Source organism: Brenneria salicis ATCC 15712 = DSM 30166 (assembly GCF_003315515.1).
Lineage (GTDB): Bacteria > Pseudomonadota > Gammaproteobacteria > Enterobacterales > Enterobacteriaceae > Brenneria > Brenneria salicis.
The window spans coordinates 1-24,509 of sequence record NZ_QNRY01000029.1; the positions used below are offsets into that span (position 1 = coordinate 1).

A 24,509-nucleotide genomic window follows, 5' to 3' on the forward strand; every position below is an offset into this window, starting at 1 on the left:
AGAATCCGAAGTTTCGTGTTATTTATCAGCCGGTTTACTCGCCCTGGGTAAATCATGTTGAACGGCTGTGGCAGGCGCTGCACGAAACGATAACCGGAAACCACCAGTGCCGCTCAATGTGGCAGTTACTGAAAAAAGGGCGTCACTTTATGAATACTGTCAGCCCATTCCCCGGTGGGAATCATGGGTTGGTAAAAATGTAGCGATATTAGGATCAGTTATTTAGCGTAGTGTTTTGCTCGAATCTCAATATCCGATAAACAGTAGAAAAAATATTTTTACATTTTAATAGTAGAAAATATTAATACCTGTGAAGTCATAAAATGTTAATCAACGAGCTACCGTTAATATATATGAAATGTAAGTCAACCCTCATGCATATATTTTGAATAAAAAGCAAAAGAAACCCCAAAATTTTTAGTTTCCTATCACGCACTGTTTTAGGTATCATTCCATCTTCATTTACTATACTTTTCTCGCTACTATTAATTTACAGCCTCAGTATATCATTAAAAATTGAGTAACTTGTTATTTTACTCGTTGTGGTTAATGAAATAATTACTGTTAATAAAAATAATTAACAAAATGATTTTTTTAGATTATGTTAAAGCAAATAACACATTCAAACGCTTTCATTCTTTTCTATTTTTGGCGGACGATAATTTTTATATTAAGACTACCGATAATTAGCAGATAACCTGAACGCTGTCTGACGTTTTGTCGCCAGGGAAAACAGATGTAAAATAGCGGATAATAAAATGGTATTTACAGAACACCATTAAATCTGCCACGGATGCGATTCCCAGGGTTGAAAAAAGGATAAATACTCATGAACATGATAAACCAACCCATTGATCTGAATACAGTGTTGCGGCTTGCTCTGGAACAATCAATTTTCCCCACCGTACTGTTCGACGAGCATAATCAGGTAAAATTTTTCAACCCGGCCGCAGAGCGACTCTGGGGCTACGCCCAAGTCGAGGTGCTGGAGCAGAATGTGGCAATGTTGCTGTCCCTGGATCTGTTGGGTGTTCATGACAGTATTCATGACAACAATGGCATCAATCAGTTAGGCGGGACAATCATTGAAATACCTCTGACGCGCAAGGACGGGAGCCAACGGCGAGTGGCCCTTACTTTGTCGAAAGTACAGGTTGGCGATCGCATCTGCCATATGGCCTCGGTTTTCGATATCGCACATAAATTCAACCTTACCGATGAACACGAGATCCGGGCGCTAGAGCGCGATGTGCTGGAAGCCCTGACCAGCAACCAGTCGTTTCAAGAACTGGGAGATTCTTTGTGTCGGCGAATCGAATCCATCACACCGGGTGTGTTGGTGTCTATATGTCGGGTTGCCGAGCGGCGGCTTCGTCCCTGGGCCGCGCCAAGTTTCCCCGCCGAGTATGGCCCCAACTGGGAAGGGGTGGAAATCGGTGAAGGGGTAGCGGGTTGCGGCACATGCGCGCATCGCGGCGAGTCGGTGATGGTATACGATATCAACACCGATCCTCTCTGGGCGCCCTATAAACATCAGATGTTGCCGCACGGTTTTCTCGCCTGCTGGACCTACCCGATCAAAAGCCGCAATGACAGCGTCATCGGTACTTTCGCCTTCTATTTTAAGCTCAACGCCGAACCGGACCCCTGGCTGGAACGTATTGCCGATGCCAGCGTCTACCTGTGTACGCTGGCCATCGAACGTGAGGAATACCGCCAGCGGATGGAGCATCTGGTACAGTTCGACATGCTTACCGGGCTGCCAAATCGCAGATACCTGCGCCGCCATGTTGATGAACTACAGAAACAGAATCCCTCACAGGCGCTGGCTTTCTTTTCTCTAGGCGTGGATCGCTTCAAAGACATCAACGATACGCTGGGCCATATGGCGGGCGATCAGGTGCTGGTCACTATCGCCAATCGCCTGCAACAGCAACTCTCTCCCAGAGAATTCCTGAGCCATACGGAAGGCGATATATTTTTTATCGTCTGCCCTGATTATGATGTTCGCGCCGCTGTCCGAATGGCCGAACGCCTTCAGCAAATTGTCGGACAATCCATGAAAGTGGACGGTCACCTGCTTAATCTGTCCACCAGTATCGGCATCAGCCATGCTCCCGATGGCGGTCATGATCGCGACATGTTGCTCAGCAACGCGAAAAGCGCCATGTATCAAGCCAAGAGCCGCCGCCAGGGTAGCTACCAGTTCTTCAACCCGGAGATGAATCAGGCAGTGAATGATCGCCTGTTGCTTGGCGGCGCTCTTAAGCGCGCCATCGCCAGCGGCGCGTTATATCTGCACTATCAGCCCCAGGTCAATTCAGACAGCGAAGAACTTTACGGGATGGAGGCATTAGCCCGCTGGCATGATCCTGAATTTGGCGAAGTGCCGCCCGGTAAGTTTATTACGCTCGCCGAGGAAATTGGCGAAATAGAGAACATTGGCCGCTGGGCGTTAACCGAGGTTTGCCGACAAATGGCGGAGTGGCGCACAGCTGGCGTTCAGATACCAGTGGTATCGGTCAATCTGTCGCCGCTTAATTTCCGTAACCACGATCTGCCGAATTTCGTCGCCGGATTGCTCAGCAAATATGGTTTGCCGGGTGAAAGCCTGACGATAGAGATAACGGAAAACACCGTAATGTCGCTTACACCGGAGATGCTGGGGCTGTTGAATGCCATACGCGCACTTGGGGTTGGTCTGTCGGTGGATGATTTCGGTACAGGATTTTCGAGCCTGTCGAATCTGGCCAATTTACCCGTGACCGAGGTAAAAATTGATCGCAGTTTCATCGATAAATGTCGGGAAGAAGCGCGTATACAGGCGCTGGTGATGGCGGTAATTGGTATCGGCCAGAGTCTGAAGCTGACGGTGGTGGCCGAAGGTGTTGAAACCCGTGAGCAGCATCAGCTACTTTCAGACCAACCCGTTGCGATTGTTCTTCAAGGTTATCTCTTTTCCCGCCCTATCAATGCACAAGCTGTCGCCACATGGATTGAATCCCGGAAGGACGTCATAAAAATACCGCCGCAGTGAAGACAAACTCTGCCTCCCATCAGAATCCAAAGCCATTCAGCTTTATGCGGAATGGCTTTATATTGTTGATAGATGCATTGCTGATAGATAAATTTTTCATGTTATTTTACGCTACATACCTCTTTTCTAAGTGCAATGATCTCTTCCGCCAGTTCACGGCACAGCATGGCATTCATTAAATGATCCTGCGCGTGTACCACAATGAGATCGAGATTGGTCTTTTCCTTATCATGATTACCAATAAATCCGGTTTGGATAAGCTGAGCCTTATTCAAGGCCGTCGCCGCCATTTTCAGCAATTGATCGACATGTTCCCATTCCCCTTTGCGGGCTGAACGAAGCGCTTCCATAGAGCAGGAACGTGTTTCGCCAGATTTAACGATGAGTTCGATCATTCGAGTTTCCACATCCATTTTCTCTTCCCCCCGAGAATTATAAACCGCTGTCACACCATGTTTTCACCAGCCTATTGATCCTTGTCGTATCCAATAAATCCAGAATCCAGGTGGTCGGCAACGACGCCGACTACCTGAATGATGACGGGTATATCAGGCTGCCAATAACAGCCTGCCTATTAAATATAGATGATATATTTATATTTGTTACTGGAAATCATAATGTTATGTATCAATTATGATTAAAAGCATCTGAATGCATTCAGCACCCCAGCGGGAAATACGCGAATGAAATATCTGCCGCCATCGTTACTGCGGATAAGATGACGTCATGATCATTTTATCGTGACGACAATCGCTTCAATGATACAATTTATGTTTACATAATTTATGTTTACGCAATTTATGTTTACACAATGCCTGACAGCAAGCGCCGCTTCTGACAAAATAGCATCATCTCATGTACTTAATACTGATGGATCTACTCTCAGATGGCAGCAAAGATTATTGATGGTAAAACGATTGCGCAGCAGGTCAAAAACGAAGTCGCTGCGCGGGTAAAAGAGCGTCTGGTGGCAGGAAAACGAGCGCCAGGTCTGGCTGTTGTTCTGGTCGGTAAGAATCCGGCCTCACAGATTTACGTTGCCAGTAAACGTAAAGTTTGCGAAGAAGTCGGCTTCATTTCCCGCTCTTATGATTTACCCGCCACCACCACCGAGCCGGAATTACTGGCGCTCATCGATAAACTGAACGCGGACCAAACAATTGACGGTATTCTGGTTCAACTTCCTCTGCCTGAAGGGATTGATAACACCAACGTCATTGAGCGTATCGCGCCAGATAAGGACGTTGATGGTTTCCATCCGTACAACGTTGGGCGTCTGTGCCAACGCGCCCCGCTGCTGCGCGCCTGCACGCCCCGCGGCATCATCACCCTGCTGGAACGCTACAATATTGAAACTTTTGGCCTGAATGCGGTGGTGGTCGGCGCCTCCAATATTGTCGGTCGCCCGATGAGTCTGGAATTGTTGCTGGCGGGTTGTACGACGACAGTGACGCACCGTTTCACTAAAAATCTGCGCCATCACATTGAAAATGCGGATCTGCTGGTGGTCGCAGTCGGCAAGCCGGAATTTATTCCGGGGGAATGGATCAAACCGGGCGCGATCGTGCTGGATGTGGGGATTAACCGCCTGGAGAACGGCAAAGTGGTCGGCGATGTGGAATATGAAACCGCAAAGGAAAGAGCCGCTTATATCAGCCCGGTGCCGGGCGGCGTTGGCCCGATGACGGTCGCCACGCTGATTCAGAATACATTGCAGGCTTGCGAAGAATATCACGATAGCGTCGAATAATTCGTCAGGCTATCCCAACAGCAGAAATCAGGAAATTATGACTATTTTTCAACTCGAAAACCATCCGCACGTTAAACTGTGCGATTTACTGAAACTACTGGGCTGGAGTGAGAGCGGCGCGACGGCCAAGCTGGTTATCGCGGCTGGTGAAGTCACCGTTGACAGACAGATTGAAACACGTAAACGCTGCAAAATTATTGCCGGTCAGAAAGTTGAATTTGCAGGCGAGGCAGTGGAAGTCACCGCCTGATCCCCTGATAACAAAGCCCGCCGATGCGCTCACCGGCGGGCTTTTACGGTCTGGAAGGCGATAACGGCTTACTTACGTCGCCATGTCGTTCCCTGCGGGCCGTCTTCCAAAATGATGCCTAGTTGATTCAACCGATCACGAGCCTGATCCGCCAACGCCCAATCCTTGGCTGTTCTGGCGTCTTTACGCTGTTTGATCAACCCTTCAATTTCCTTAACTTCGTCGTCATACGCCGGCGCGCCGCTTTGCAGGAAAACATCTGGATCTTGTCCCAACAGGCCAAGAACGTTAGCCAGCTTGCGCAGCGCCGATGCCAGTTGATTGGCGGCATGCGGATCTTCGGTTTTAAGACGGTTGACATCGCGCGCCATGTCAAACAGCACGGAGTATGCTTCCGGCGTATTGAAATCGTCGTCCATCGCTTCACGAAAGCGCGCTTCAAACGCGTCGTCACCTTGCGCTTCCACGCTGCTGTCCGTACCGCGCAACGCCGTGTACAACCGTTCCAGCGCCGAGCGTGCCTGTTTCAGGTTCTCTTCGCTGTAATTCAACTGGCTGCGGTAATGACCGGACATCAGGAAGTAGCGCACCGTTTCAGCATCGTAATAGGCCAGCACATCTCGCACCGTGAAGAAGTTATTCAACGACTTCGACATTTTTTCCCGGTCAACCATCACCATGCCGGAATGCATCCAATAGTTGACATAAGGGCCGTCGTGCGCGCAACTGGACTGGGCGATTTCGTTTTCATGATGCGGGAACATCAGGTCTGAACCCCCGCCATGAATATCAAAATGTTCGCCCAACTGTTTGCAGTTCATGGCGGAACACTCGATATGCCAGCCAGGGCGTCCTTCTCCCCACGGAGAAGACCAATGCGGTTCACCCGGCTTGGACATTTTCCACAGAACAAAATCCATCGGATTACGTTTGACTTCGGTAATCTCAACCCGTGCGCCCGCCTGTAGCTGACTCAGATCCTGACGGGACAGCACGCCATAGCCGGGAGCAGTGTCCACTGAGAACATAACATCGCCGTTCGAGGCTACATAGGCATGGCGACGAGCAATCAACGTTTCGACCAGTTCGATAATCTCGGCAATGTGGTGAGTCGCCCGCGGCTCCACATCTGGACGCAAAATATTCAGCGCATCAAAATCAGCGTGCATTTCCGCGATCATTCTAGTGGTTAGCTGCTCGCAGGTTTCACCCTTCTCCGCTGCGCGTTTGATAATTTTATCGTCGATATCAGTGATGTTGCGCACATATTTCAGCGAATAACCCAAATAGCGCAAATAGCGAGCCACAACATCAAACGCCACAAAAGTACGCCCGTGACCGATATGACACAGGTCATAAACCGTGATCCCACACACATACATCCCCACTTGACCGGCGTGGATAGATTTGAATTCCTCTTTTTGGCGACTTAGCGTATTAAAAATCTTTAGCATCAGGGCATTCCATGGTGTTCGCAGGATAAGTGACTCATTGGTTGTGTCAGCATGAATGCTTGTGTCAGCATGAATAACAGTCAATTTGCTAAGGGCTTCGCAACCCCGACTGCGTATTGAAACCTGATCCCCATTCTATTGCAAGGCTGATCGCAAGACCGATGCCCCGCAACAAACAGATCATTGACAGGGATTTACCTCATCCCTTTTTTCGCGCCAGGCAGAGTTAAATGCAGACGATGACGACAAACGCGGACTTCTCGATAAATAGCAAAAAGGTCCGCAAGCTACGGACCTTTCATCACGCCTTACCGTGCTAACCGCCTAAACATCAGCGCCAGCGCGGATTCGACATCACCGAGTATTTTCCGCTGCCCAGCAAGGCAATGGCCAGACCAGCAAAGCAGAAAACCGCCGCGGGTTCAACGGCCCATGCCCCGGTTTTCGCCAGCATGGTGAAGCCCGCCGGGTACAACCATGCGGCGACAACCATAGTGAAAGAGAAAATCAACGCGGAAGGACGAGTCAGGATACCCAGAATCATCAAAACAGGGGTAACCACTTCCCCCACATAAACACCATATCCAACAAACGTCGGGATCCCCGCCGCGGCGAGCATGCCTTCAATACCGCCAATCCCGTTGTGTACCTTATGCCATCCGTGGAGCAACATCAGAATACTGAAGGATAAACGCAGCAGCAGTTTTCCGAAATCAGGTTTATCTAATACGCGATTAATACTGTCCAGCATAATCCACCTATCTATTTAGTGTTATTCGAGGGTAATACGAATCAATTCCAGATTAATCGCTGTCATTCTCAAAGAACACGTTGTTCAGTCAATACATTGATCTGGCACAAAAAAATTATTGTTCAAATAAATCAACTAAAGAAATGAAAGTTGTTCGATTTATTTGTATGCTGAATTCCGCTCATGCACTTTCTTTCCGCGCTTCCCTGTCCGCCCCCCTTTAAGACAAAGGCTCTGCTGACTCAGTAAGCCAGTTATGTTATAAGAGCGCTCTTGATCGCTCACCGTGTACGGTGAACTTTATTCTCATTACCACGGCTATCTGGGGTTCATTACTATGATCACGTTGCATACCAACCACGGCGATATCGTTATCAACACTTTCGCAGATAAAGCGCCGATTACCGTAGAAAACTTTCTGAATTACTGTCGTAACGGCTTTTACGACAACACCATATTTCACCGCGTTATCAATGGTTTTATGATCCAGGGTGGTGGTTTTGCGCCGGGGATGGCGCAGAAAAACACCGACGCGCCGATTAAGAATGAAGCCAACAACGGCCTGAAAAACGCCCGTGGCACACTGGCGATGGCGCGTACCAACGATCCGCACTCCGCTACCGCGCAGTTCTTTATTAATGTCGTCGACAACGACTTCCTGAACTTCCGTTCAGAACGCGCTGACGGCTGGGGCTACTGCGTATTCGCCGAAGTCACCGAAGGCATGGACGTGGTGGATAAAATCAAAGGCGTCGCGACTGGCCGCAGCGGAATGCATCAGGACGTACCTAAAGAAGATGTTGTGATCAACAGCGTAACCGTCAACGAGTAATCCCATACTCTCATGGCGACTCTGTTTATTGCCGATCTGCATTTAAGTCTTCACGAACCGGCGATCACCGCCGGTTTTCTGCGATTTTTGCGCCATGAGGCCGTGAAAGCCGATGCACTTTATATTCTGGGCGACCTGTTTGATGCCTGGATCGGCGATGACGATCCGCAGCCGCTGCATACAACCGTAGCGGAAGCGTTGTATGAACTGCATCAGCACGGCGTCCCCTGCTATTTCGTACACGGCAACCGTGATTTTCTGATCGGCAAGCGCTTTGCCAGGCAAAGCGGGATGATCGTGTTGCCGACAGAAACGGTGTGCGATCTGTATGATCGGCGGGTGCTCATTTTACACGGCGACACGCTGTGTACCGACGATCATGCTTACCAGAAATTTCGCCGTCGGGTACACAATCCGCTGATACAGCGTCTTTTCCTGTTGCTACCGCTGCGTCTTCGGCTCTGCATCGCAGAAAAAATGCGCTCAACCAGCCGCCATGCCAATCAGCATAAATCACAGCAGATTATGGACGTGAATCCCGAAGAGGTTATTCGTCGGCTGCGGTATTATCAGGCTAACACCATGATCCACGGTCATACTCACCGTCCGGCCATTCATCCGATCATTACTAAAAACCTCGAAGCGCAACGCGTCGTGCTGGGCGCCTGGCATCATGAAGGCTCAATGATCAAAGTCACCGAACACGGCCTTGAACTGATCGTTTTCCCGTTATGATGGGATACATTCCTTAATTCTTTTGCGCCCATCGATTTAGCGAATTGTCGCCGCGATAATCCGACGTTGATGCCGACGCAACCGTTTTCCTCGTCATAAGGTCATGGTATGCTCTACGCCCTCAACGCCAGAGCACTGTCTATCTGGCCGACGCGGTTCCCTTACTCTGCGTCATGATCATGTAAAATCACAGGAGCTTTACAGGCATGTCATCCAACGTTGCTCCGGCTAAAATCGCTATCGTCATGGGTTCCAAGAGTGACTGGGCCACCATGCAGTTTGCTGCGGACATTCTCACCACACTGAACATCCCTTTTCATGTTGAAGTTGTCTCGGCCCACCGTACCCCCGATAAATTGTTCAATTTTGCCGAGCAAGCCGCTCAGAACGGTTTCGATGTGATTATCGCCGGCGCTGGCGGCGCGGCGCACTTGCCGGGGATGCTGGCCGCCAAAACGCTGATCCCGGTGCTGGGCGTACCGGTACAAAGCGCGGCGCTGAGCGGCGTTGACAGCCTGTATTCAATTGTTCAAATGCCGCGCGGCATTCCCGTCGGTACGCTGGCGATCGGGAAAGCGGGCGCCGCCAATGCCGCGCTGCTGGCCGCACAAATCCTTGCCTTGCATGACAAGACGATCGCCGCTCGTTTGGCTGACTGGCGGCAAAGCCAAACCGATGAAGTGCTATCCCATCCTGATCCCAGGGAGGATGCATGAAGCCGGTTTGCGTATTAGGTAATGGTCAACTGGGCAGAATGCTGCGTCAGGCGGGCGAACCGCTAGGTATTGCCGTTTATCCGGTCGGTCTGGATGCGGAACCGGAGTCTGTACCGTTTCAGAGCAGCGTGATTACCGCCGAGATTGAACGTTGGCCGGAAACCGCCCTCACCCATCAACTGGCTGCCCATAGCGCCTTCGTTAACCGTGATATTTTCCCGCGACTGGCCGACCGACTCATTCAAAAACAGTTGCTGGATTCCCTGAATCTGGCGACGGCGCCCTGGCAGCTACTCGCCGGCGCGGAAGAGTGGCCGCGGATTTTTTCCCGGCTGGGTGAACTGGCCATCGTCAAACGTCGTGTGGGCGGTTACGATGGCCGCGGTCAATGGCGGTTGCGCGCAGGCGAGCAGACCACATTGCCAGCCGCTTGCTACGGCGCATGCATTGTCGAACAGGGGATTAACTTCTCCGGCGAGGTGTCGCTGGTTGGCGCGCGCAACGCGCAAGGGACATGCGTGTTCTATCCGCTGACGCATAACCTGCATCAGGACGGCATTCTGCGCGCCAGCGTGGTTCTGTCGCAACCGCAGCCTCAACTTCAGCAGCAGGCTGAACAGATGTTGTCGGCCATTATGAACGAACTAGGCTATGTGGGCGTGATGGCGATGGAGTGTTTCATCGTGGATAACCATCTGCTGATCAATGAGTTGGCGCCGCGTGTACATAATAGCGGCCACTGGACGCAAAATGGCGCGTCCATCAGCCAGTTTGAGTTGCATCTGCGCGCTATTCTGGATCTGCCTATGCCCGCGCCAGTCGTCGGGACCGTGTCGGTGATGGTCAATCTGATCGGCACCGAGGTGAATATCGACTGGCTCGCTTTGCCGCTGGTGCATCTGCACTGGTATGACAAAGAGGTACGTCCGGGGCGGAAAGTCGGCCACCTGAATTTACCGGCCCAGGATACCGTTCAACTTCAACAGACCTTGCAGTCGCTGACGGCAATGTTGACGGATGAATATCACAGTGGTCTGCGTTGGGCACAGGAAAAACTCTCTACCTGATGCACGCATCGCGCCGGACAGACGGTTTATCCGTCTGTCCGGCAAAAGGGAAAATGACATTCAGCGTGACATCGCCCTATTGGGGTCTATTATTGATAACGGCATTATTTTAATACATCGCTTATTACTGGTTATTTTTTATCATTCAACCAGTAAATAAAGCATCAATAAAGCACCTTTAAAAATAATTAAAATAAAGTATCATTGTTGATGTTTTAATTCCCGATAGATTCTATTAAAATAATTTGCATCCATTGATTTCTGTTATCGCCACAATATTATTCTCTGGCCGGCACGATATAGAATGCAACCCACGAAAACAGTATTTACTTATCAACATAATTATATGTCCTGTTCACGTTTAATCCCTGTAACGGCAACTTGCCGATACTGTAAATTTTATATCCAGTGTTCACTGAGGAGAAACCAACATGAGCACAATTCAAGACAGCGGCCAGGTTTTAGAGCAGGCTTCAGGCTGGCGTAAAAGCGATACCGTCTGGATGCTCGGCCTCTATGGTACGGCCATTGGCGCCGGCGTGCTGTTTTTGCCGATAAATGCGGGTATTGGCGGACTGATACCGTTAATTATTATGGCGATTATTGCTTTCCCAATGACATATTATTCTCATCGCGCTTTATGTCGATTTGTATTATCGGGTAAAAAAGGTGGTGAAGATATTACCGAAGTGGTTGAAGAACATTTCGGCGTTGGTGCTGGAAAATTAATCACTTCGTTGTATTTTTTCGCCATCTATCCGATTCTTCTGGTTTACAGTGTGGCAATCACCAATACGGTGGACAGCTTTATTACCCACCAATTACATTTGCCCTCGCCGCCAAGAGCGCTGCTGTCATTAATATTGATCCTGGGTTTGATGTTCATTGTGCGCTTTGGCGAAGCCATGATTGTTAAAGCAATGAGTGTTCTTGTTTATCCGTTCGTTGCCGTATTAATGATGCTGGCGTTATATTTAATTCCCCATTGGAATACCTCGGTTTTTGAAAATATTTCTCTGGCAAATAATGTCACCGGGAATAGTTTGCTGGCGACACTGTGGCTGGCTATCCCGGTGATGGTTTTCTCCTTCAACCACTCGCCGATCATCTCCTCTTTCGCTGTGGCCAAACGCAAGGAATACGGTGACGACGCCGAACAGAAATGTTCACGCATTCTGTCTTACAGCCACCTCATGATGGTGCTGACAGTCATGTTCTTTGTCTTCAGTTGCGTATTGACCCTGTCGCCAACGGAACTGATGGAAGCCAAAACACAGAACATCTCCATTCTATCCTATCTGGCCAACCATTTTGACAATCCGTTCATGGGCTACCTGGCGCCGATCATCGCCACCATCGCTATCTCCAAATCTTTTCTGGGACACTATCTGGGCGCGGGCGAAGGTTTTAACGGCATGGTGGTTAAATCGCTGCACAGCAAAGGCAAAACCATCTCCGGCGCCAGACTGAACCGCATCACGGCGCTGTTCATGCTGATCACCACCTGGATAGTCGCCACGCTGAACCCCAGCATTCTGGGGATGATAGAAACGCTGGGCGGCCCGATTATCGCCTGCTTGCTGTTCCTGATGCCGATGTACGCCATTCAGAAAGTCCCGGCGATGAAAAAATACAGCGGCCAGATCAGCAACGTCTTTGTCACCATCATGGGCCTGATTGCCATCAGCGCGATTATTTACAGCTTGTTTGGCTAAGGCCATACCGCCCTGATCCTCTCATCTCAACGCCGGTTCGTTATGCCAACGACCGGCGTTTTTTAAGGAAGTCGCTATGGTCAGCGTATTTGATATTTTCAAAATTGGTATCGGTCCATCCAGTTCACATACCGTAGGTCCGATGAAAGCTGGCAAAATGTTTACGGATGATCTGGTCAGCAACGCACTTATTTCATCGGTGACGCGCATCGAGGCGGATGTTTACGGCTCACTGTCCCTGACAGGCAAAGGTCATCATACCGATATCGCCATTATCATGGGGCTGGCGGGTAACCAGCCGGACAGGGTTGATATCGACGCTATTCCCGCGTTCATACAACGAGTCAGGGAAACCCATCGCCTGCCGCTGCTCGACGGTCAGTATGACGTGAGTTTCCCGCTGGAAACCGCGTTGTGTTTTCAAGCGAAAAACCTGCCGCTGCATGAAAACGGCATGGTCATTCGCGCCTATCGCCATCAGGAACTGCTTTACAGTAAAACCTATTATTCCATCGGCGGCGGGTTCGTCGTTGATCAGGAGAATTTTGGCAAAACCAATCTGACGGAAGAGAATGCGCCCTATCCGTTCTTTTCCGCGCAAAAGTTACTGCGGCACTGTCACGATAACTGCCTCTCCTTATCCGCTATTGTAATGAAAAACGAAATCGCCATGCACGGGCGTGAAGCGATTGAGGCGTATTTTGCCGATGTCTGGAAAATTATGCAGCATGCCATTCATCGCGGCATGAATACCGAAGGTGTGTTGCCCGGGCCGTTACGCGTTCCCCGCCGCGCTTCGGCGCTGCATCGTTTGCTGTTCATCAATGATCGTTTTTCTAATGATCCGATGGATGCGATGGACTGGGTGAATATGTTCGCAATGGCCGTGGCGGAAGAAAATGCGTCCGGCGGTCGCGTCGTCACCGCGCCGACCAACGGTGCCTGCGGTATTATCCCTGCGGTTCTGGCTTACTATGATCATTATATTCAACCTGTTACGCAGGAATCCTATCTGCGTTACTTCATGGCTGCCGGTGGGATCGGGATGCTCTATAAAATGAATGCCTCGATTTCCGGTGCGGAAGTGGGGTGCCAGGGTGAGGTTGGCGTGGCATGCTCTATGGCGGCGGCAGGGCTGGCCGAGTTACTTGGCGCCAATCCTGAACAGGTGTTCATAGCGGCGGAGATCGGTATGGAGCACAATCTGGGGTTGACCTGCGATCCCGTCGCCGGTCAGGTTCAGGTGCCGTGCATTGAACGTAACGCCATTGCTTCAGTAAAAGCGATTAATGCCGCGAGGATGGCGATGCGCCGCACCAGCGAACCGAGGGTTTCACTGGATAAAGTGATCGAAACCATGTTCGAAACCGGTAAGGATATGAATGCAAAATATCGCGAAACATCACGAGGCGGGTTAGCGATTAAAGTGGTGCTGTGTGAATAAGCCGGATAACTTATTTCTTTTCGCTGTCCGGCCATGACCAGATAATATTATTTTCAGCGGCGGCAATATACCAATCCACGGTAATGGCGGACGTTTTTTCCTCATTTTCACGCTTAGCGGTTGATTGGGCTGGAAAAACCGCCGCCTTCTTGCGGATACGCAACGGCGTATGTTTTTTCTTACCGCTGACCTGAGCGTTAAATGATTTTACCTCCGCATCAAATAAAATACTTTCCAGTTGATGCAAGCGGTTAAGACCACGCAGAATACACAATAGGCTGATGAGCGTTATAGATTCTCCCATCTCGGCGCGTTTAATGGTCGCGATGCCTAACCCGGCCCGTTCAGCGAGATCAACCTGAGACAGACGTTGCTGGATGCGGGCGTCTTTTATTCTGCGGCAAAGCTCCGTAATAATTTCGCCTTCACTCATGGTACTGAATCTCATCTTATCCGCCGTCTGCCTGAGCCATTAAATTGTCCGCATTTTATCATCGGTTTTTCAAATGGCACGGACAATTGATGAACGGTATCAATAATCTTGATCCGTCCCATGAAAATGGCGAAAAATACCGGGCCGTGACGATACCAGGCGGTAAATGTCGGCTCTGGGCGACTATCGCCAAATAAACCGTCTCTCACGCTTCCGTAGAAAAAGCGGGTAGCATATGTTGTCTTTACCCTCATAATATGACAATGGTAAGTGTATCGATTTTGTGGTCATGAACGAGCCATAATGTTGTTATACCCTGAATAATTCGCGTTACAGGGGTGATGCGCCGTCGCTGTGGCGACGCCACGGCGCATCACCACCAGAACATGGCCCGACAGCTATCTTCATCGCACCTGAAAACCACCGGGCAGGCATCATTAGATAGACCACAGCACATTAATTGAATGGAGTGACAATGAGTCAGGGCAAACTCTACATTGAGAAAGAGTTAAGTTGGTTGTCCTTTAATGAACGCGTACTTCAGGAGGCCGCGGATAAAAGCAACCCATTGATCGAGCGTATGCGCTTTCTTGGCATCTACTCCAACAATCTTGATGAGTTTTACAAAGTCCGTTTTGCCGATCTGAAAAGACGAATCCTGATTAATGAAGAACAAGGATCAGACGGAAATCTGCGCCGCTTGTTAGGGAAAATTCAGGCGCGCGTCCTGAAAACAGACCAGATCTTTGACAACCTTTATAACGAGTTATTACTCGAAATGGCGCGCAACCAGATTTTCCTGGTCAACGAGCGTCAGGTTTCCCCCAATCAGCAAGAATGGTTGATAGAGTATTTCAGGCAATATCTACGCCCGCATATCACCCCGATACTTATTCTGCACGACACCAATCTGGTGCAGTTCCTCAAGGATGACTACACCTATCTTGCTGTCGAAATCATCCGCGGCGATCAGATCAATTACGCTCTGCTGGAAATTCCGTCGGACAAAGTGCCGCGTTTTGTCAATCTGCCGGCAGAAGCGCCCCGCCGCCGTAAAACCATGATTCTGATCGACAACATCCTGCGCTATTGTCTGGATGATATTTTTAAAGGCTTTTTTGATTACGATGCCCTGAACGCGTATTCCATGAAGATGACGCGTGACGCCGAGTACGATCTGGTGACGGAAATGGAATCCAGCCTGCTGGAGCTGATGTCTTCCAGCCTGAAGCAGCGCCTAACCGCGGAACCTGTGAGATTCGTCTATCAGCGTGATATGCCCGACGCCATGGTGACAATCCTGCAGGAAAAACTGGGGATCTCCTCCTTCGACTCGGTCATACCCGGCGGTCGCTACCATAACTTTAAAGACTTCATTTCGTTCCCCAATGTGGGCCGCGCCAATCTGGTCAACAAATCGCTGCCGCAGTTGCGACACTTGAGGTTCATCCATTCCCGTAATGGTTTTGATGCTATCCGGCAACAGGATATTCTACTTTATTATCCGTACCATACTTTTGAGCACATCCTGGAATTGTTGCGTCAGGCCTCGTTCGATCCCAGTGTTCTGGCGATAAAAATCAATATCTATCGGGTGGCGAAAGATTCCCGCATCATCAACTCGATGATTCATGCCGCTTACAATGGCAAGAAAGTCACTGTGGTGGTGGAATTGCAGGCGCGCTTTGATGAAGAAGCGAATATTCACTGGGCGAAGCAACTTACCGAAGCTGGCGTTCACGTCATTTTCTCCGTACCCGGACTGAAAATTCACGCCAAGCTGTTTTTGATCTCGCGCCGCGAGGGAGAAAACATCATGCGTTACGCCCATATCGGCACGGGCAATTTCAATGAAAAAACCGCCCGTATTTACACCGACTACTCGTTGCTTACCGCCGATGAGCGCATCACCAACGAGGTGCGCCGGGTATTCAACTTCATTGAGAACCCGTACCGGCCGGTGGCCTTTGAACACTTGCTGGTTTCGCCGCAAAACTCGCGTGACAAGCTTTATAAATTGATCGATAAAGAGATCAACCATGCACAGGCAGGGATCGACGCCGGGATCACACTTAAGGTTAACAATCTTGTCGATAAGGGACTGGTTGAAAAACTGTACCAGGCCTCCTCGATAGGCGTGAAGATCAATCTGCTGGTGCGGGGTATGTGTTCGTTGATCCCGAATTTACCCGGGATCAGCGAAAATATTCAGGTAATCAGTATTGTCGATCGCTATCTGGAACATGACCGCGTGTATGTCTTCCACAACGGGGGAGAGAAGAAAGTTTATCTCTCTTCCGCCGACTGGATGACACGTAACATAGATTATCGTATTGAAGTCGCGGTGGAAATGCTCGACCCCATATTGAAAGATCGGGTATTGGACATTCTGGATATTCTGTTCAGCGATACCGTCAAAGCCCGCGTCATTGATAAAGAGTTGAGTAATCGCTATGTTCTGCGCGGTAACCGACGTAAAGTACGTGCGCAAAATGTCATCTATGACTACATCAAAGCGCTTGAGCAACCCGGAGATAAGCCTGAATAATGCCATTAACGAATAAAGATCAAGATGTTGCGAAACCCCAAGAATTTGCCGCCGTCGATCTGGGTTCCAACAGTTTTCATATGGTGGTGGCGCGGGTGGTCAACGGCGCACTCCAGGTGCTCGGCCGGTTAAAACAACGCGTTCATCTGGCCGATGGTCTGGATAGCCAGAATATGCTTAGCGAAGAGGCTATGGCGCGCGGCTTAAACTGTCTGGCGTTGTTTGCGGAAAGACTACAGGGCTTTTCCCCGCAGAATGTCTCCATTGTCGGGACGCATGCCTTGCGTCAGGCGGCGAATGCGCAGACGTTCCTGCGCCGCGCCGCGGAAATTATCCCCTACCCGATTGAAATCATTTCAGGCCATGAAGAAGCCCGTCTGATTTTTATGGGCGTGGAACACACCCAACCGGAAAAAGGTCGTAAACTGGTTATCGACATTGGCGGTGGTTCCACCGAACTGGTGATCGGTGAAGATTTTGAACCGATGCTGGTTGAAAGCCGTCGCATGGGCTGTGTCAGTTTCGCGCAACAGTTCTTCCCTAATGGAGAAATCAGCGAAACCAACTTCAGGCGCGCTCGGTTGGCCGCCGCGCAAAAATTGGAAACGCTGGCCTGGGAATACCGTATTTACGGCTGGCAATACGCCCTCGGCGCGTCCGGCACGATCAAGGCAACCCATGAAATTCTGGTGGAAATGGGCGAGAAAGATGGCTTGATCACCCCCGAAAGCCTGGAACTGCTGCGCAGTCAGGTTATAAAGTTTAAAAACTTCAACTCGCTTAGCCTGCCGGGTTTGCCGGAAGATCGTCAATCGGTGCTGGTGCCCGGTCTGGCGATCCTGTGCGGCATCTTCGACGCGCTGGCCATCAAAGCGCTTCGTCTGTCCGATGGCGCGCTGCGCGAAGGCGTGTTGTACGAGATGGAAGGCCGTTTCCGCCATCAGGATATTCGCATCCGCACCGCGCAAAGCCTCGCCAGCCATTATAATATCGACCGCGAACAGGCGCGCCGGGTGAGAGAAACCACTGAGCGACTGTATGTCCAATGGGCGCAGCAAAATCCCAATCTGGTGCATCCGCAGCTTGCCGCCATTCTGGACTGGGCTTCCATGCTGCATGAGGTCGGGCTGAGCATAAACCATAGCGGCATGCATCGCCATTCCGCCTACATTCTGCAATATACCAATCTGCCCGGTTTCAATCAGGAACAGCAAATCCTGCTGGCGCTAATTGTGCGTCTGCATCGCAAGGCCATCAAGCTGGAAGAGTTGCCGCGCCTGAATCTTTTCAAGAAGAAACAATACCTGCCGATGGTTCAACTGTTACGTCTGGCGACGCTGCTGAACAATCAACGACAGGCGACCACCACGCCTAAAACACTCAGGCTGCTAACGGACGACAATCACTGGACGCTGATCTTCCCGCATGATTTCTTTGCTCAGAACACGCTGGCGCAACTCGATCTGGAACGGGAACAGGAGTTCTGGCAGGGAGCGACGGGCTGGAAGCTGAGTATTGAGGAAGAAAACGCTTGATTCAGACCAACAATGCTGGTTTCAGACAGTTTTGCAGCATTGTTGGCGACAATTTTTGCTATTGTTTTTTACAATGTGCAAGCGGCGCACCGCTTCCATCTTTTTCAACGCGAACAATTGACCTATTCCTGCGCTTGTGCATAAATAACAAACAGCGAATGTTCGCTTCCACTGGAGATTTAACGGTAATGTCCACGCTTACCCATAGACGACGAATATCAATGCGCCCTCGACGAAGTGGTTCACATATCGCCCGTGCCGTGTTACTCATCAGTTTTATCATTCTTTTAGGTCGTTTCGCCTACTCCACCGTCAGCGCATTTGTCCATCATCAGGACAAACAACAACCACGCTTCGAACAATCCTTCACGCCTGCCGCAGATGTGTTAATCCATAAAAAAGAATAACGCTAAGCCGTTCGCTGATTTGCCCATTTTGCCGATAAGAATATAGCCGCGCGCATTACTCGCGTGCCTTTATACATTTCATTTCAAGCTATTTCCAACCACAACCGACGGCGCATTCGATACCGCGCGGATGTTCTTAATTCCCTGATTTTACGCTACGTTTATTCATGAACGGAAAATTTACCGGGTCGCTCACCATTACACGGCTGCATAATAGTCGAAGAAAGGATGACGGAAATAAAAATCAGGTCAGGTACTCCACCAGACAGAGCGGAAATCACCCATGTCGACAGTAAAAAAACTTAGCGCCCAACGGCGTCGCATCTCTCTTTTGTTATTGGATAACAAGGCGCTGGTTGACAGCATTATCAATCAGCAACCTACTGATACTAAAAAAGAAAGCCTTGCTGTAACAGAAAATAAAGCCATACTCGATCAAACAGCCGAAATCTGCCAGTTGATTGCCGAATGGCATTCCGCCGACCTTGCAGACTTGCTGGAATCCTTACCGCATGATGAACGACTGGCCCTGTGGCGGCTCATCCCGATTAAAAAACGCGGACGCGTGTTGATTGAAGTGTCGGACAATATTTCTGACGGCCTGATCGAAGACATGCGGGATAAAGAAATCCTGAAAGCTGTGCGCCCATTGGATGTGGATGAGCAGGCGCAACTGTCCCGCCGTTTGCCCCGCAATCTGCTGGGGAGAATATTGACGGCGCTGGAAGCCAGACAGCGGGCGCAGTTACGGGAAGCGATTAATTACGACGAAGACCGCATCGGCTATCTGATGGATTTCAAACTCGTCACCATCCGTGCCGATGTGACGCTGGCGACGGTTCAGCGTTACCTGCGCTATCGTAAAACCATCCCCGACACCACCGATAAACTGTTCGTCACCGATAGAAAAAATACGCTGATTGGCGAGCTTTCTCTGGCCGCTATTTTACTGCACCCGCCCCAAACGACGGTTTCGGCGATTATGGAATCCCATCCGCTGATGTTCCAGCCCGAAGATAGCCTTGAAGAAGCCGCGGGCGCATTTGAGCGATATAACCTGATTTCCACCGCCGTGGTCGATAGCAAGGGCAAACTGATGGGACGTCTGACGGTTGAAGATATCGTGGACGTGGTGAATAAAGAAAATGACAGCCATCTGCGTCGTTCGGGCGGGTTAACGCCTTCAGAAGATGTGTACGCGCCAATCTACAAATCGGTGCGTAACCGCTGGGCGTGGTTGGCGATCAATCTCTGTACCGCGCTGATCGCCTCCCGCGTCATTGGCCTGTTTGAAAATACGCTGGCACATCTGGTGGCGTTGGCGGCGCTGATGCCCATCGTCGCCGGCCTGGGCGGTAATACCGGTAACCAGACCATCACCATGATTGTACGTGCGCTGGCCTTGCATCAGTTGGAGCACGGCAAAAAATCCTACCTGTTGTTGAAAGAGCTCGGCGTGGCGCTGGTCAATGGTCTGATATGGGGCTCTGTTATGGGGCTGGTTACCTACGCGCTGTATGGCGATATGGCAATGGGCGGCGTCATGATGTTCGCCATCTTGCTCAACCTGTTGCTGGCGGCGCTGATGGGGGTGCTGATCCCGCTGGGGCTAATGGCACTTGGCCGCGACCCGGCGGTGGGTTCCAGCGTCATGATTACGGCGATTACCGATACCGGCGGCTTTTTTATTTTTCTGGGGCTGGCGACAGTGTTTTTATTACCGTAAGTGTTCTGATGTGTCGCATTATTGGCTGGTGCTGAAAACTCGCATAAGGCATCGCACATTCAATGCGCGATGCTTTCGTTTTCCTCAAACATCTCTATGATAAGCACAGGGACTTGCATCTGATGACCGCCAATGTATGACGTCAATGCCACGGCGCTGCCTATTCTTAACTTAATGGCCCCGCCCCACCGGAAGCCTGACACCGATATATCGAGGGAGTCAACCCGGTACGGGCCGGGTATTCGCGTTCAATAACCTCAATCACTTCCTCCGTCAGCGCTGACGGGGTCAGCGCGACGACACAGCCGCCAAAACCGCCGCCGGTCATTCTGACGCCGCCGCGTCCACCGACATAGCCCTGAATCAACGCAACCAGCGTATCAATCTGCGGCACCGTGATCGCAAAATCATCACGCATGGAAACATGTGATTCCGCCATCAGGGTAAACAGACGCCGCGCATCCTGACGCGCCAACGCATCGGCGGCTTCCAGTGTGCGGCGGTTTTCCGTAATCACATGCCGGGCTCGCTTGCATACCAACGGATCAAGGCCCGCCGCGCCTGCCGCAAACTGCGACAATGAAACATCGCGGAGCGCGTTGACGCCAAAGTGACGCGCCGCCGCTTCGCACTGCCGACGCCGCGTATTGTACTCGCTGTCCACCAGACCGCGATGCACGTTGGAATTGACAATCACTATCTCCACGCCAGTCAACATCCGTACCGCGCGTCCCTCCAGCGAGCGGCAGTCGATCAACAGCGCATGATCCGCCAGCCCCTGAGCGGAAATGTACTGATCCATGATGCCGCAGCGACAGCCGACAAAATCGTTTTCTGCCTGCTGCCCCGCCAGTGCCAATACTAACGGGCTTACGTTAAGATTATTCAGGGTCTTGAATGTCTGACCGATCGCGACCTCCAGCGAGGCGGAAGAACTCAGCCCCGCCCCTGACGGCACATTGCCGGTAATCACCATATCCATACCGCTGAGCGGCAACCCGCGCGCCTGTAGAGATTTAACGGTTCCCCGCACATAGTCAGCCCAGGTGTATTCAGGGTGATGCTCGATAATAGGCGTGAGATCGAACTGATCCTGTTGGTTATCGCAGTTTACCGCCACTACCCGCACTATACTGTCTTGTCGCACCGCCGCGCTGATCACTGTCTGATAGTCGATAGCGCAGGGCAAAACAAAACCGTCGTTATAGTCGGTATGCTCGCCAATCAGGTTTACCCGGCCTGGCGCCTGAATATTGGCGTCCGGCGCATAACCAAACACCTGAATAAAGACCGACTCGGCAGACTGGCGCAGAGAATCTATTCGGCTCATACGATGACCTCAAATTTGCTCACGAAAATGAATATCGCTTACGCTACGCAACCGCTCGGCAGCCTGCTCCGCCGTCAGATCACGTTGCACCTCCGCCAGCATTTCATAGCCGACCATAAACTTGCGCACGCTGGCGGAACGTAATAACGGGGGATAAAAATGGGCATGCAATTGCCAGTGCGCGTTGTCATCACCATTGAACGGCGCGCCATGCCATCCCATTGAATAGGGGAAGGCGCACTGAAACAGATTGTCATAACGGCTAGTGAGCTTTTTCAACGCCACCGCCAGATCGTCGCGCTGAGCATCGTTCAATTGCGGCAACCGCTGTACGGTGAATTTGGGCAGCAGCAAGGTTTCAAAGGGCCAGCATGCCCAATAAGGAACAACCGCCAGCCAATATTCTGTTTCCACCACCCGACGCGTTCCCGCCGTCTGTTCGCGCTGAACATAATCCAACAGCAGCGGTGAAGTATATTGAATAAAGTACTCACGCTGATGCTGATCTTCACGCTGCGCTTCGTTCGGCAAAAAATCGTTGGCCCATACCTGTCCATGAGGATGCGGATTGGAACATCCCATCATCGCGCCTTTATTTTCAAATACCTGAACCCATGCATAGCGTGCGCCCAATTGCGCCGTCTGCTGGCTCCAGGTATCGATCACTTCTCTTAGCGCCGGTAGCGTAAGCTCCGGCAAACTTTTACCGTGATCGGGCGAGAAACAGATCACACGGCTGACACCTCTGGCGCGTTCCATAAGGAACAACGGATCAGCGCTTAAGGGCACCGCCGGGGTATCTTCCAGCAAAGCCGAAAAATCATTGGTGAAAACATAGGCGCCCTGATACGAAGGATTAATATCGCCACTGATCCGCCGGTTACCGGCGCACAGGTAGCAATGCGGATCGTAAGACGGCAGCGCACTGCGATCCGGCGCTTCCTGCTGCCCTTGCCACGGACGTTTGGCTCGATGAGGCGATACCAGCACCCACTCGCCTTTGAGCGGATTAAAGCGGCGATGCGGGTGTTCGGTTGGTTCAAACAGCATAAGATCATTCCTCAAAGCAATACTTTACCCTGTGCGGATCCGCAATATCGGTCAGTCGTCAATCAGATATGATGCACCGTTTAAATATCATCTTGTAATCGATTTCACTGAAAATTTATATATTTCCTGCATTATGCGTGCATAAAAAAGAATATTACTCATTATCTCTTTAATTTAGTGTAACCGATTACACTAAATTTAAACCTCGGAATAGCATTTGGAAAGAGACAGTTGGGCATGAACGTTGATACCGATCACATAAGTACCGTCTGGATAGCGCGGGAAAAAGAGGAATAGGTAACATCAATAAAAAACCTGTACATTTATACGTATAAATCATTCGTTTTTCTCATAACCCGTGCGTTAGGTATACCCAGGTCAGTGGTTTGATACACAACAACACGGCTAACCAACATGGTTGGACACGCTTACCCGGGTGAGTGGTTCACGTGGATTAGCGTTGTCGGACACACGCTGGCGTCAGGTATGGAAAACATAAAAAACGCTGTTTTTATATCACTCGACAACGCATCTCACCGTTCAGGAACGCTCAATGGCAACAATAAAGGATGTCGCTCGTCTTTCTGGTGTCTCCGTTGCAACGGTTTCGCGGGTCATCAATAATTCTCCGAAAGCCAGCAGCGCCTCACGAGCCGCCGTGCATCGGGCGATGGCCGAGTTAAAGTATCATCCCAACGCCAATGCCAGAGCGCTTGCCCATCAAAGCGCGGAAACACTTGGTATTGTGGTCGCGGATGTTTCCGATCCTTTCTTCGGCGCTATGGTCAAATCCGTGGAACAGATCGCTCAGGCAACAGGAAAATTTCTGCTTATCGGCAATGGCTATCACAACGCCGATCAGGAGAAAAAAGCTATCGAGCAGCTTATTCGTCATCGCTGCGCCGGGTTGGTGGTGCATGCCAAGATGATTTCTGATCAGGAACTGGCGGCGTTGATGAACCATATTCCTGATATGGTGTTGATCAACCGTACTCTGCCGGGTTATGAAAGCCGTTGCGTCGCGCTGGATGATCGTTACGGCTCATGGCTGTCTACCCGTCATTTGATTCAACAAGGTCATCAGAGAATCGGTTTTCTCTGCTCGGATCACCCGATTTCCGACGCCTCCGATCGTCTTCAAGGTTATATCGATGCGCTACAGGAGCACGGTATTGAACCGAATGAACGCCTGATCGCCAGGGCCTCGCCGGATGAACCGGGCGGCGAAGCGGCGATGACGGTGTTGCTCAGTCGCGGCGGCGAGATGACGGCGATAGTGTGCTACAACGACTCGATGGCGGCTGGCGCGCTATCGGTGCTGAGTGATAATGGCATCAACGTGCCGCAGGATATGTCGGTGGTGGGGTTTGATGATGTCCTGGTCGCCCGCTACCTGCGTCCGCGTTTGACGACGGTGCATTACCCGGTTGCAGCGATGGCAATACACGCGGCGCAACTGGCGATTGCCTTGTCCCAGGGCAAACCGCGCAAAGACACCACCAATATGTTCAGCCCGACACTGGTTCGCCGCGATTCTGTCAGCACGCCCCCGGACAAAAAATAATCTTTCGTCCAACCTGGGTTCGCTTAAGCAAACGGCTCTGCGGGCATGATTTCTTTGCGACGCGGATTCAAAAACTGAAATTGCCGCAAGCACGGAAAAATCGCGGTCTGCTAATATTTCGTGGCGGGAATAAAGCTGTCGGGCGCTGCGCTGTGCCGTCAGGTT

Annotated in this window: 20 protein-coding genes and 1 pseudogene; 15 read left to right on the plus strand and 6 right to left on the minus strand. The window is 50.8% G+C overall.

Annotation, left to right across the window (positions count from 1 at the left end):
• Both DES54_RS12450 and DES54_RS12455 read left to right on the plus strand, forming a co-directional pair.
• Window positions 1-203, plus strand: a pseudogene (locus tag DES54_RS12450) (IS630 family transposase); the annotation flags it as partial.
• 626 nt (window positions 204-829) lie between these two features.
• On the plus strand, window positions 830-3,037 hold the full coding sequence (locus DES54_RS12455; protein ID WP_113867830.1) for a bifunctional diguanylate cyclase/phosphodiesterase: 2,208 nt from the start codon (window positions 830-832) through the stop codon (window positions 3,035-3,037).
• A gap of 101 nt (window positions 3,038-3,138) precedes the next feature.
• Here the strand turns inward: DES54_RS12455 and DES54_RS12460 are convergent, their stop codons facing one another.
• A complete protein-coding gene (locus tag DES54_RS12460; protein ID WP_113867832.1) occupies window positions 3,139-3,450 on the minus strand; it encodes a PTS lactose/cellobiose transporter subunit IIA in 312 nt (103 codons plus the stop codon).
• Between the two features lie 473 nt (window positions 3,451-3,923).
• Here DES54_RS12460 and folD point away from each other — a divergent pair, with 473 nt between their 5' ends.
• A complete protein-coding gene (gene folD / locus DES54_RS12465) occupies window positions 3,924-4,787 on the plus strand; it encodes a bifunctional methylenetetrahydrofolate dehydrogenase/methenyltetrahydrofolate cyclohydrolase FolD (RefSeq protein WP_113867834.1) in 864 nt (287 codons plus the stop codon).
• A 37-nt stretch (window positions 4,788-4,824) separates the two neighbouring features.
• Window positions 4,825-5,037, plus strand: a complete 213-nt coding sequence (gene ybcJ, locus DES54_RS12470; RefSeq protein WP_113867836.1) for a ribosome-associated protein YbcJ — start codon at window positions 4,825-4,827, stop codon at window positions 5,035-5,037.
• A 68-nt stretch (window positions 5,038-5,105) separates the two neighbouring features.
• On the opposite strand, the gene cysS is transcribed toward ybcJ, so the two are convergent.
• Window positions 5,106-6,491 carry a cysteine--tRNA ligase gene (gene cysS / locus DES54_RS12475; protein ID WP_113867838.1) on the minus strand — a complete coding sequence of 462 codons (1,386 nt, stop codon included), beginning with the start codon at window positions 6,489-6,491 and terminating at the stop codon, window positions 5,106-5,108.
• 331 nt (window positions 6,492-6,822) lie between these two features.
• Window positions 6,823-7,242, minus strand: coding sequence for a DoxX family protein (locus DES54_RS12480; RefSeq protein WP_113867840.1), 420 nt, complete (start codon window positions 7,240-7,242; stop codon window positions 6,823-6,825).
• A 337-nt stretch (window positions 7,243-7,579) separates the two neighbouring features.
• Here DES54_RS12480 and ppiB point away from each other — a divergent pair, with 337 nt between their 5' ends.
• From ppiB to DES54_RS12510, 6 genes are all read left to right on the plus strand, one after another.
• Window positions 7,580-8,074: a peptidylprolyl isomerase B gene (gene ppiB, locus DES54_RS12485; RefSeq protein WP_113867842.1), complete on the plus strand. Its 495-nt coding sequence runs from the start codon at window positions 7,580-7,582 to the stop codon at window positions 8,072-8,074.
• Between the two features lie 12 nt (window positions 8,075-8,086).
• On the plus strand, window positions 8,087-8,809 hold the full coding sequence (lpxH, locus tag DES54_RS12490) for a UDP-2,3-diacylglucosamine diphosphatase (protein ID WP_113867844.1): 723 nt from the start codon (window positions 8,087-8,089) through the stop codon (window positions 8,807-8,809).
• A gap of 206 nt (window positions 8,810-9,015) precedes the next feature.
• Window positions 9,016-9,525 (plus strand): 5-(carboxyamino)imidazole ribonucleotide mutase, encoded by a 510-nt coding sequence (gene purE, locus DES54_RS12495; RefSeq protein ID WP_113867846.1) that lies wholly within the window; start codon window positions 9,016-9,018, stop codon window positions 9,523-9,525.
• The gene (gene purK / locus DES54_RS12500; protein WP_113867848.1) at window positions 9,522-10,592 is read left to right on the plus strand and encodes a 5-(carboxyamino)imidazole ribonucleotide synthase; all 1,071 of its coding nucleotides are present in this window, start codon (window positions 9,522-9,524) and stop codon (window positions 10,590-10,592) included. Before purE ends, purK begins: the two co-directional genes overlap by 4 nt.
• Before the next feature lie 431 nt (window positions 10,593-11,023).
• A complete protein-coding gene (locus tag DES54_RS12505) occupies window positions 11,024-12,307 on the plus strand; it encodes an HAAAP family serine/threonine permease (protein ID WP_113867850.1) in 1,284 nt (427 codons plus the stop codon).
• A gap of 76 nt (window positions 12,308-12,383) precedes the next feature.
• Window positions 12,384-13,751, plus strand: coding sequence for an L-serine ammonia-lyase (locus DES54_RS12510; protein WP_113867852.1), 1,368 nt, complete (start codon window positions 12,384-12,386; stop codon window positions 13,749-13,751).
• 10 nt (window positions 13,752-13,761) lie between these two features.
• On the opposite strand, the gene DES54_RS12515 is transcribed toward DES54_RS12510, so the two are convergent.
• Window positions 13,762-14,199, minus strand: coding sequence for a helix-turn-helix domain-containing protein (locus DES54_RS12515; RefSeq protein ID WP_113867854.1), 438 nt, complete (start codon window positions 14,197-14,199; stop codon window positions 13,762-13,764).
• A 460-nt stretch (window positions 14,200-14,659) separates the two neighbouring features.
• Here DES54_RS12515 and ppk1 point away from each other — a divergent pair, with 460 nt between their 5' ends.
• From ppk1 to mgtE, 4 genes are all read left to right on the plus strand, one after another.
• Complete coding sequence (gene ppk1 / locus DES54_RS12520) at window positions 14,660-16,732, plus strand: polyphosphate kinase 1 (RefSeq protein ID WP_113867856.1); 2,073 nt, start codon at window positions 14,660-14,662, stop codon at window positions 16,730-16,732.
• Window positions 16,732-18,267, plus strand: a complete 1,536-nt coding sequence (ppx, locus tag DES54_RS12525; RefSeq protein ID WP_113867858.1) for an exopolyphosphatase — start codon at window positions 16,732-16,734, stop codon at window positions 18,265-18,267. Before ppk1 ends, ppx begins: the two co-directional genes overlap by 1 nt.
• Window positions 18,264-18,674 (plus strand): YfgG family protein, encoded by a 411-nt coding sequence (locus tag DES54_RS19380; protein WP_427846315.1) that lies wholly within the window; start codon window positions 18,264-18,266, stop codon window positions 18,672-18,674. Before ppx ends, DES54_RS19380 begins: the two co-directional genes overlap by 4 nt.
• Before the next feature lie 283 nt (window positions 18,675-18,957).
• Entirely contained in the window at window positions 18,958-20,400 is a 1,443-nt protein-coding gene (gene mgtE / locus DES54_RS12535; RefSeq protein WP_113867862.1) for a magnesium transporter, read from the plus strand.
• Window positions 20,401-20,566: 166 nt separating this feature from the next.
• Here mgtE and galK read toward each other — a convergent pair whose 3' ends face one another.
• Together galK and galT are read right to left on the minus strand one after the other, a co-directional pair.
• Window positions 20,567-21,730, minus strand: coding sequence for a galactokinase (galK, locus tag DES54_RS12540; RefSeq protein ID WP_113867864.1), 1,164 nt, complete (start codon window positions 21,728-21,730; stop codon window positions 20,567-20,569).
• Between the two features lie 9 nt (window positions 21,731-21,739).
• Window positions 21,740-22,780: a galactose-1-phosphate uridylyltransferase gene (gene galT / locus DES54_RS12545; RefSeq protein ID WP_113867866.1), complete on the minus strand. Its 1,041-nt coding sequence runs from the start codon at window positions 22,778-22,780 to the stop codon at window positions 21,740-21,742.
• Window positions 22,781-23,333: 553 nt separating this feature from the next.
• On the opposite strand from galT, the gene galR reads away from it, so the two are divergent.
• Window positions 23,334-24,344 (plus strand): HTH-type transcriptional regulator GalR, encoded by a 1,011-nt coding sequence (galR, locus tag DES54_RS12550; protein WP_113867868.1) that lies wholly within the window; start codon window positions 23,334-23,336, stop codon window positions 24,342-24,344.
• The last annotated feature ends 165 nt before the right edge of the window (window positions 24,345-24,509 follow it).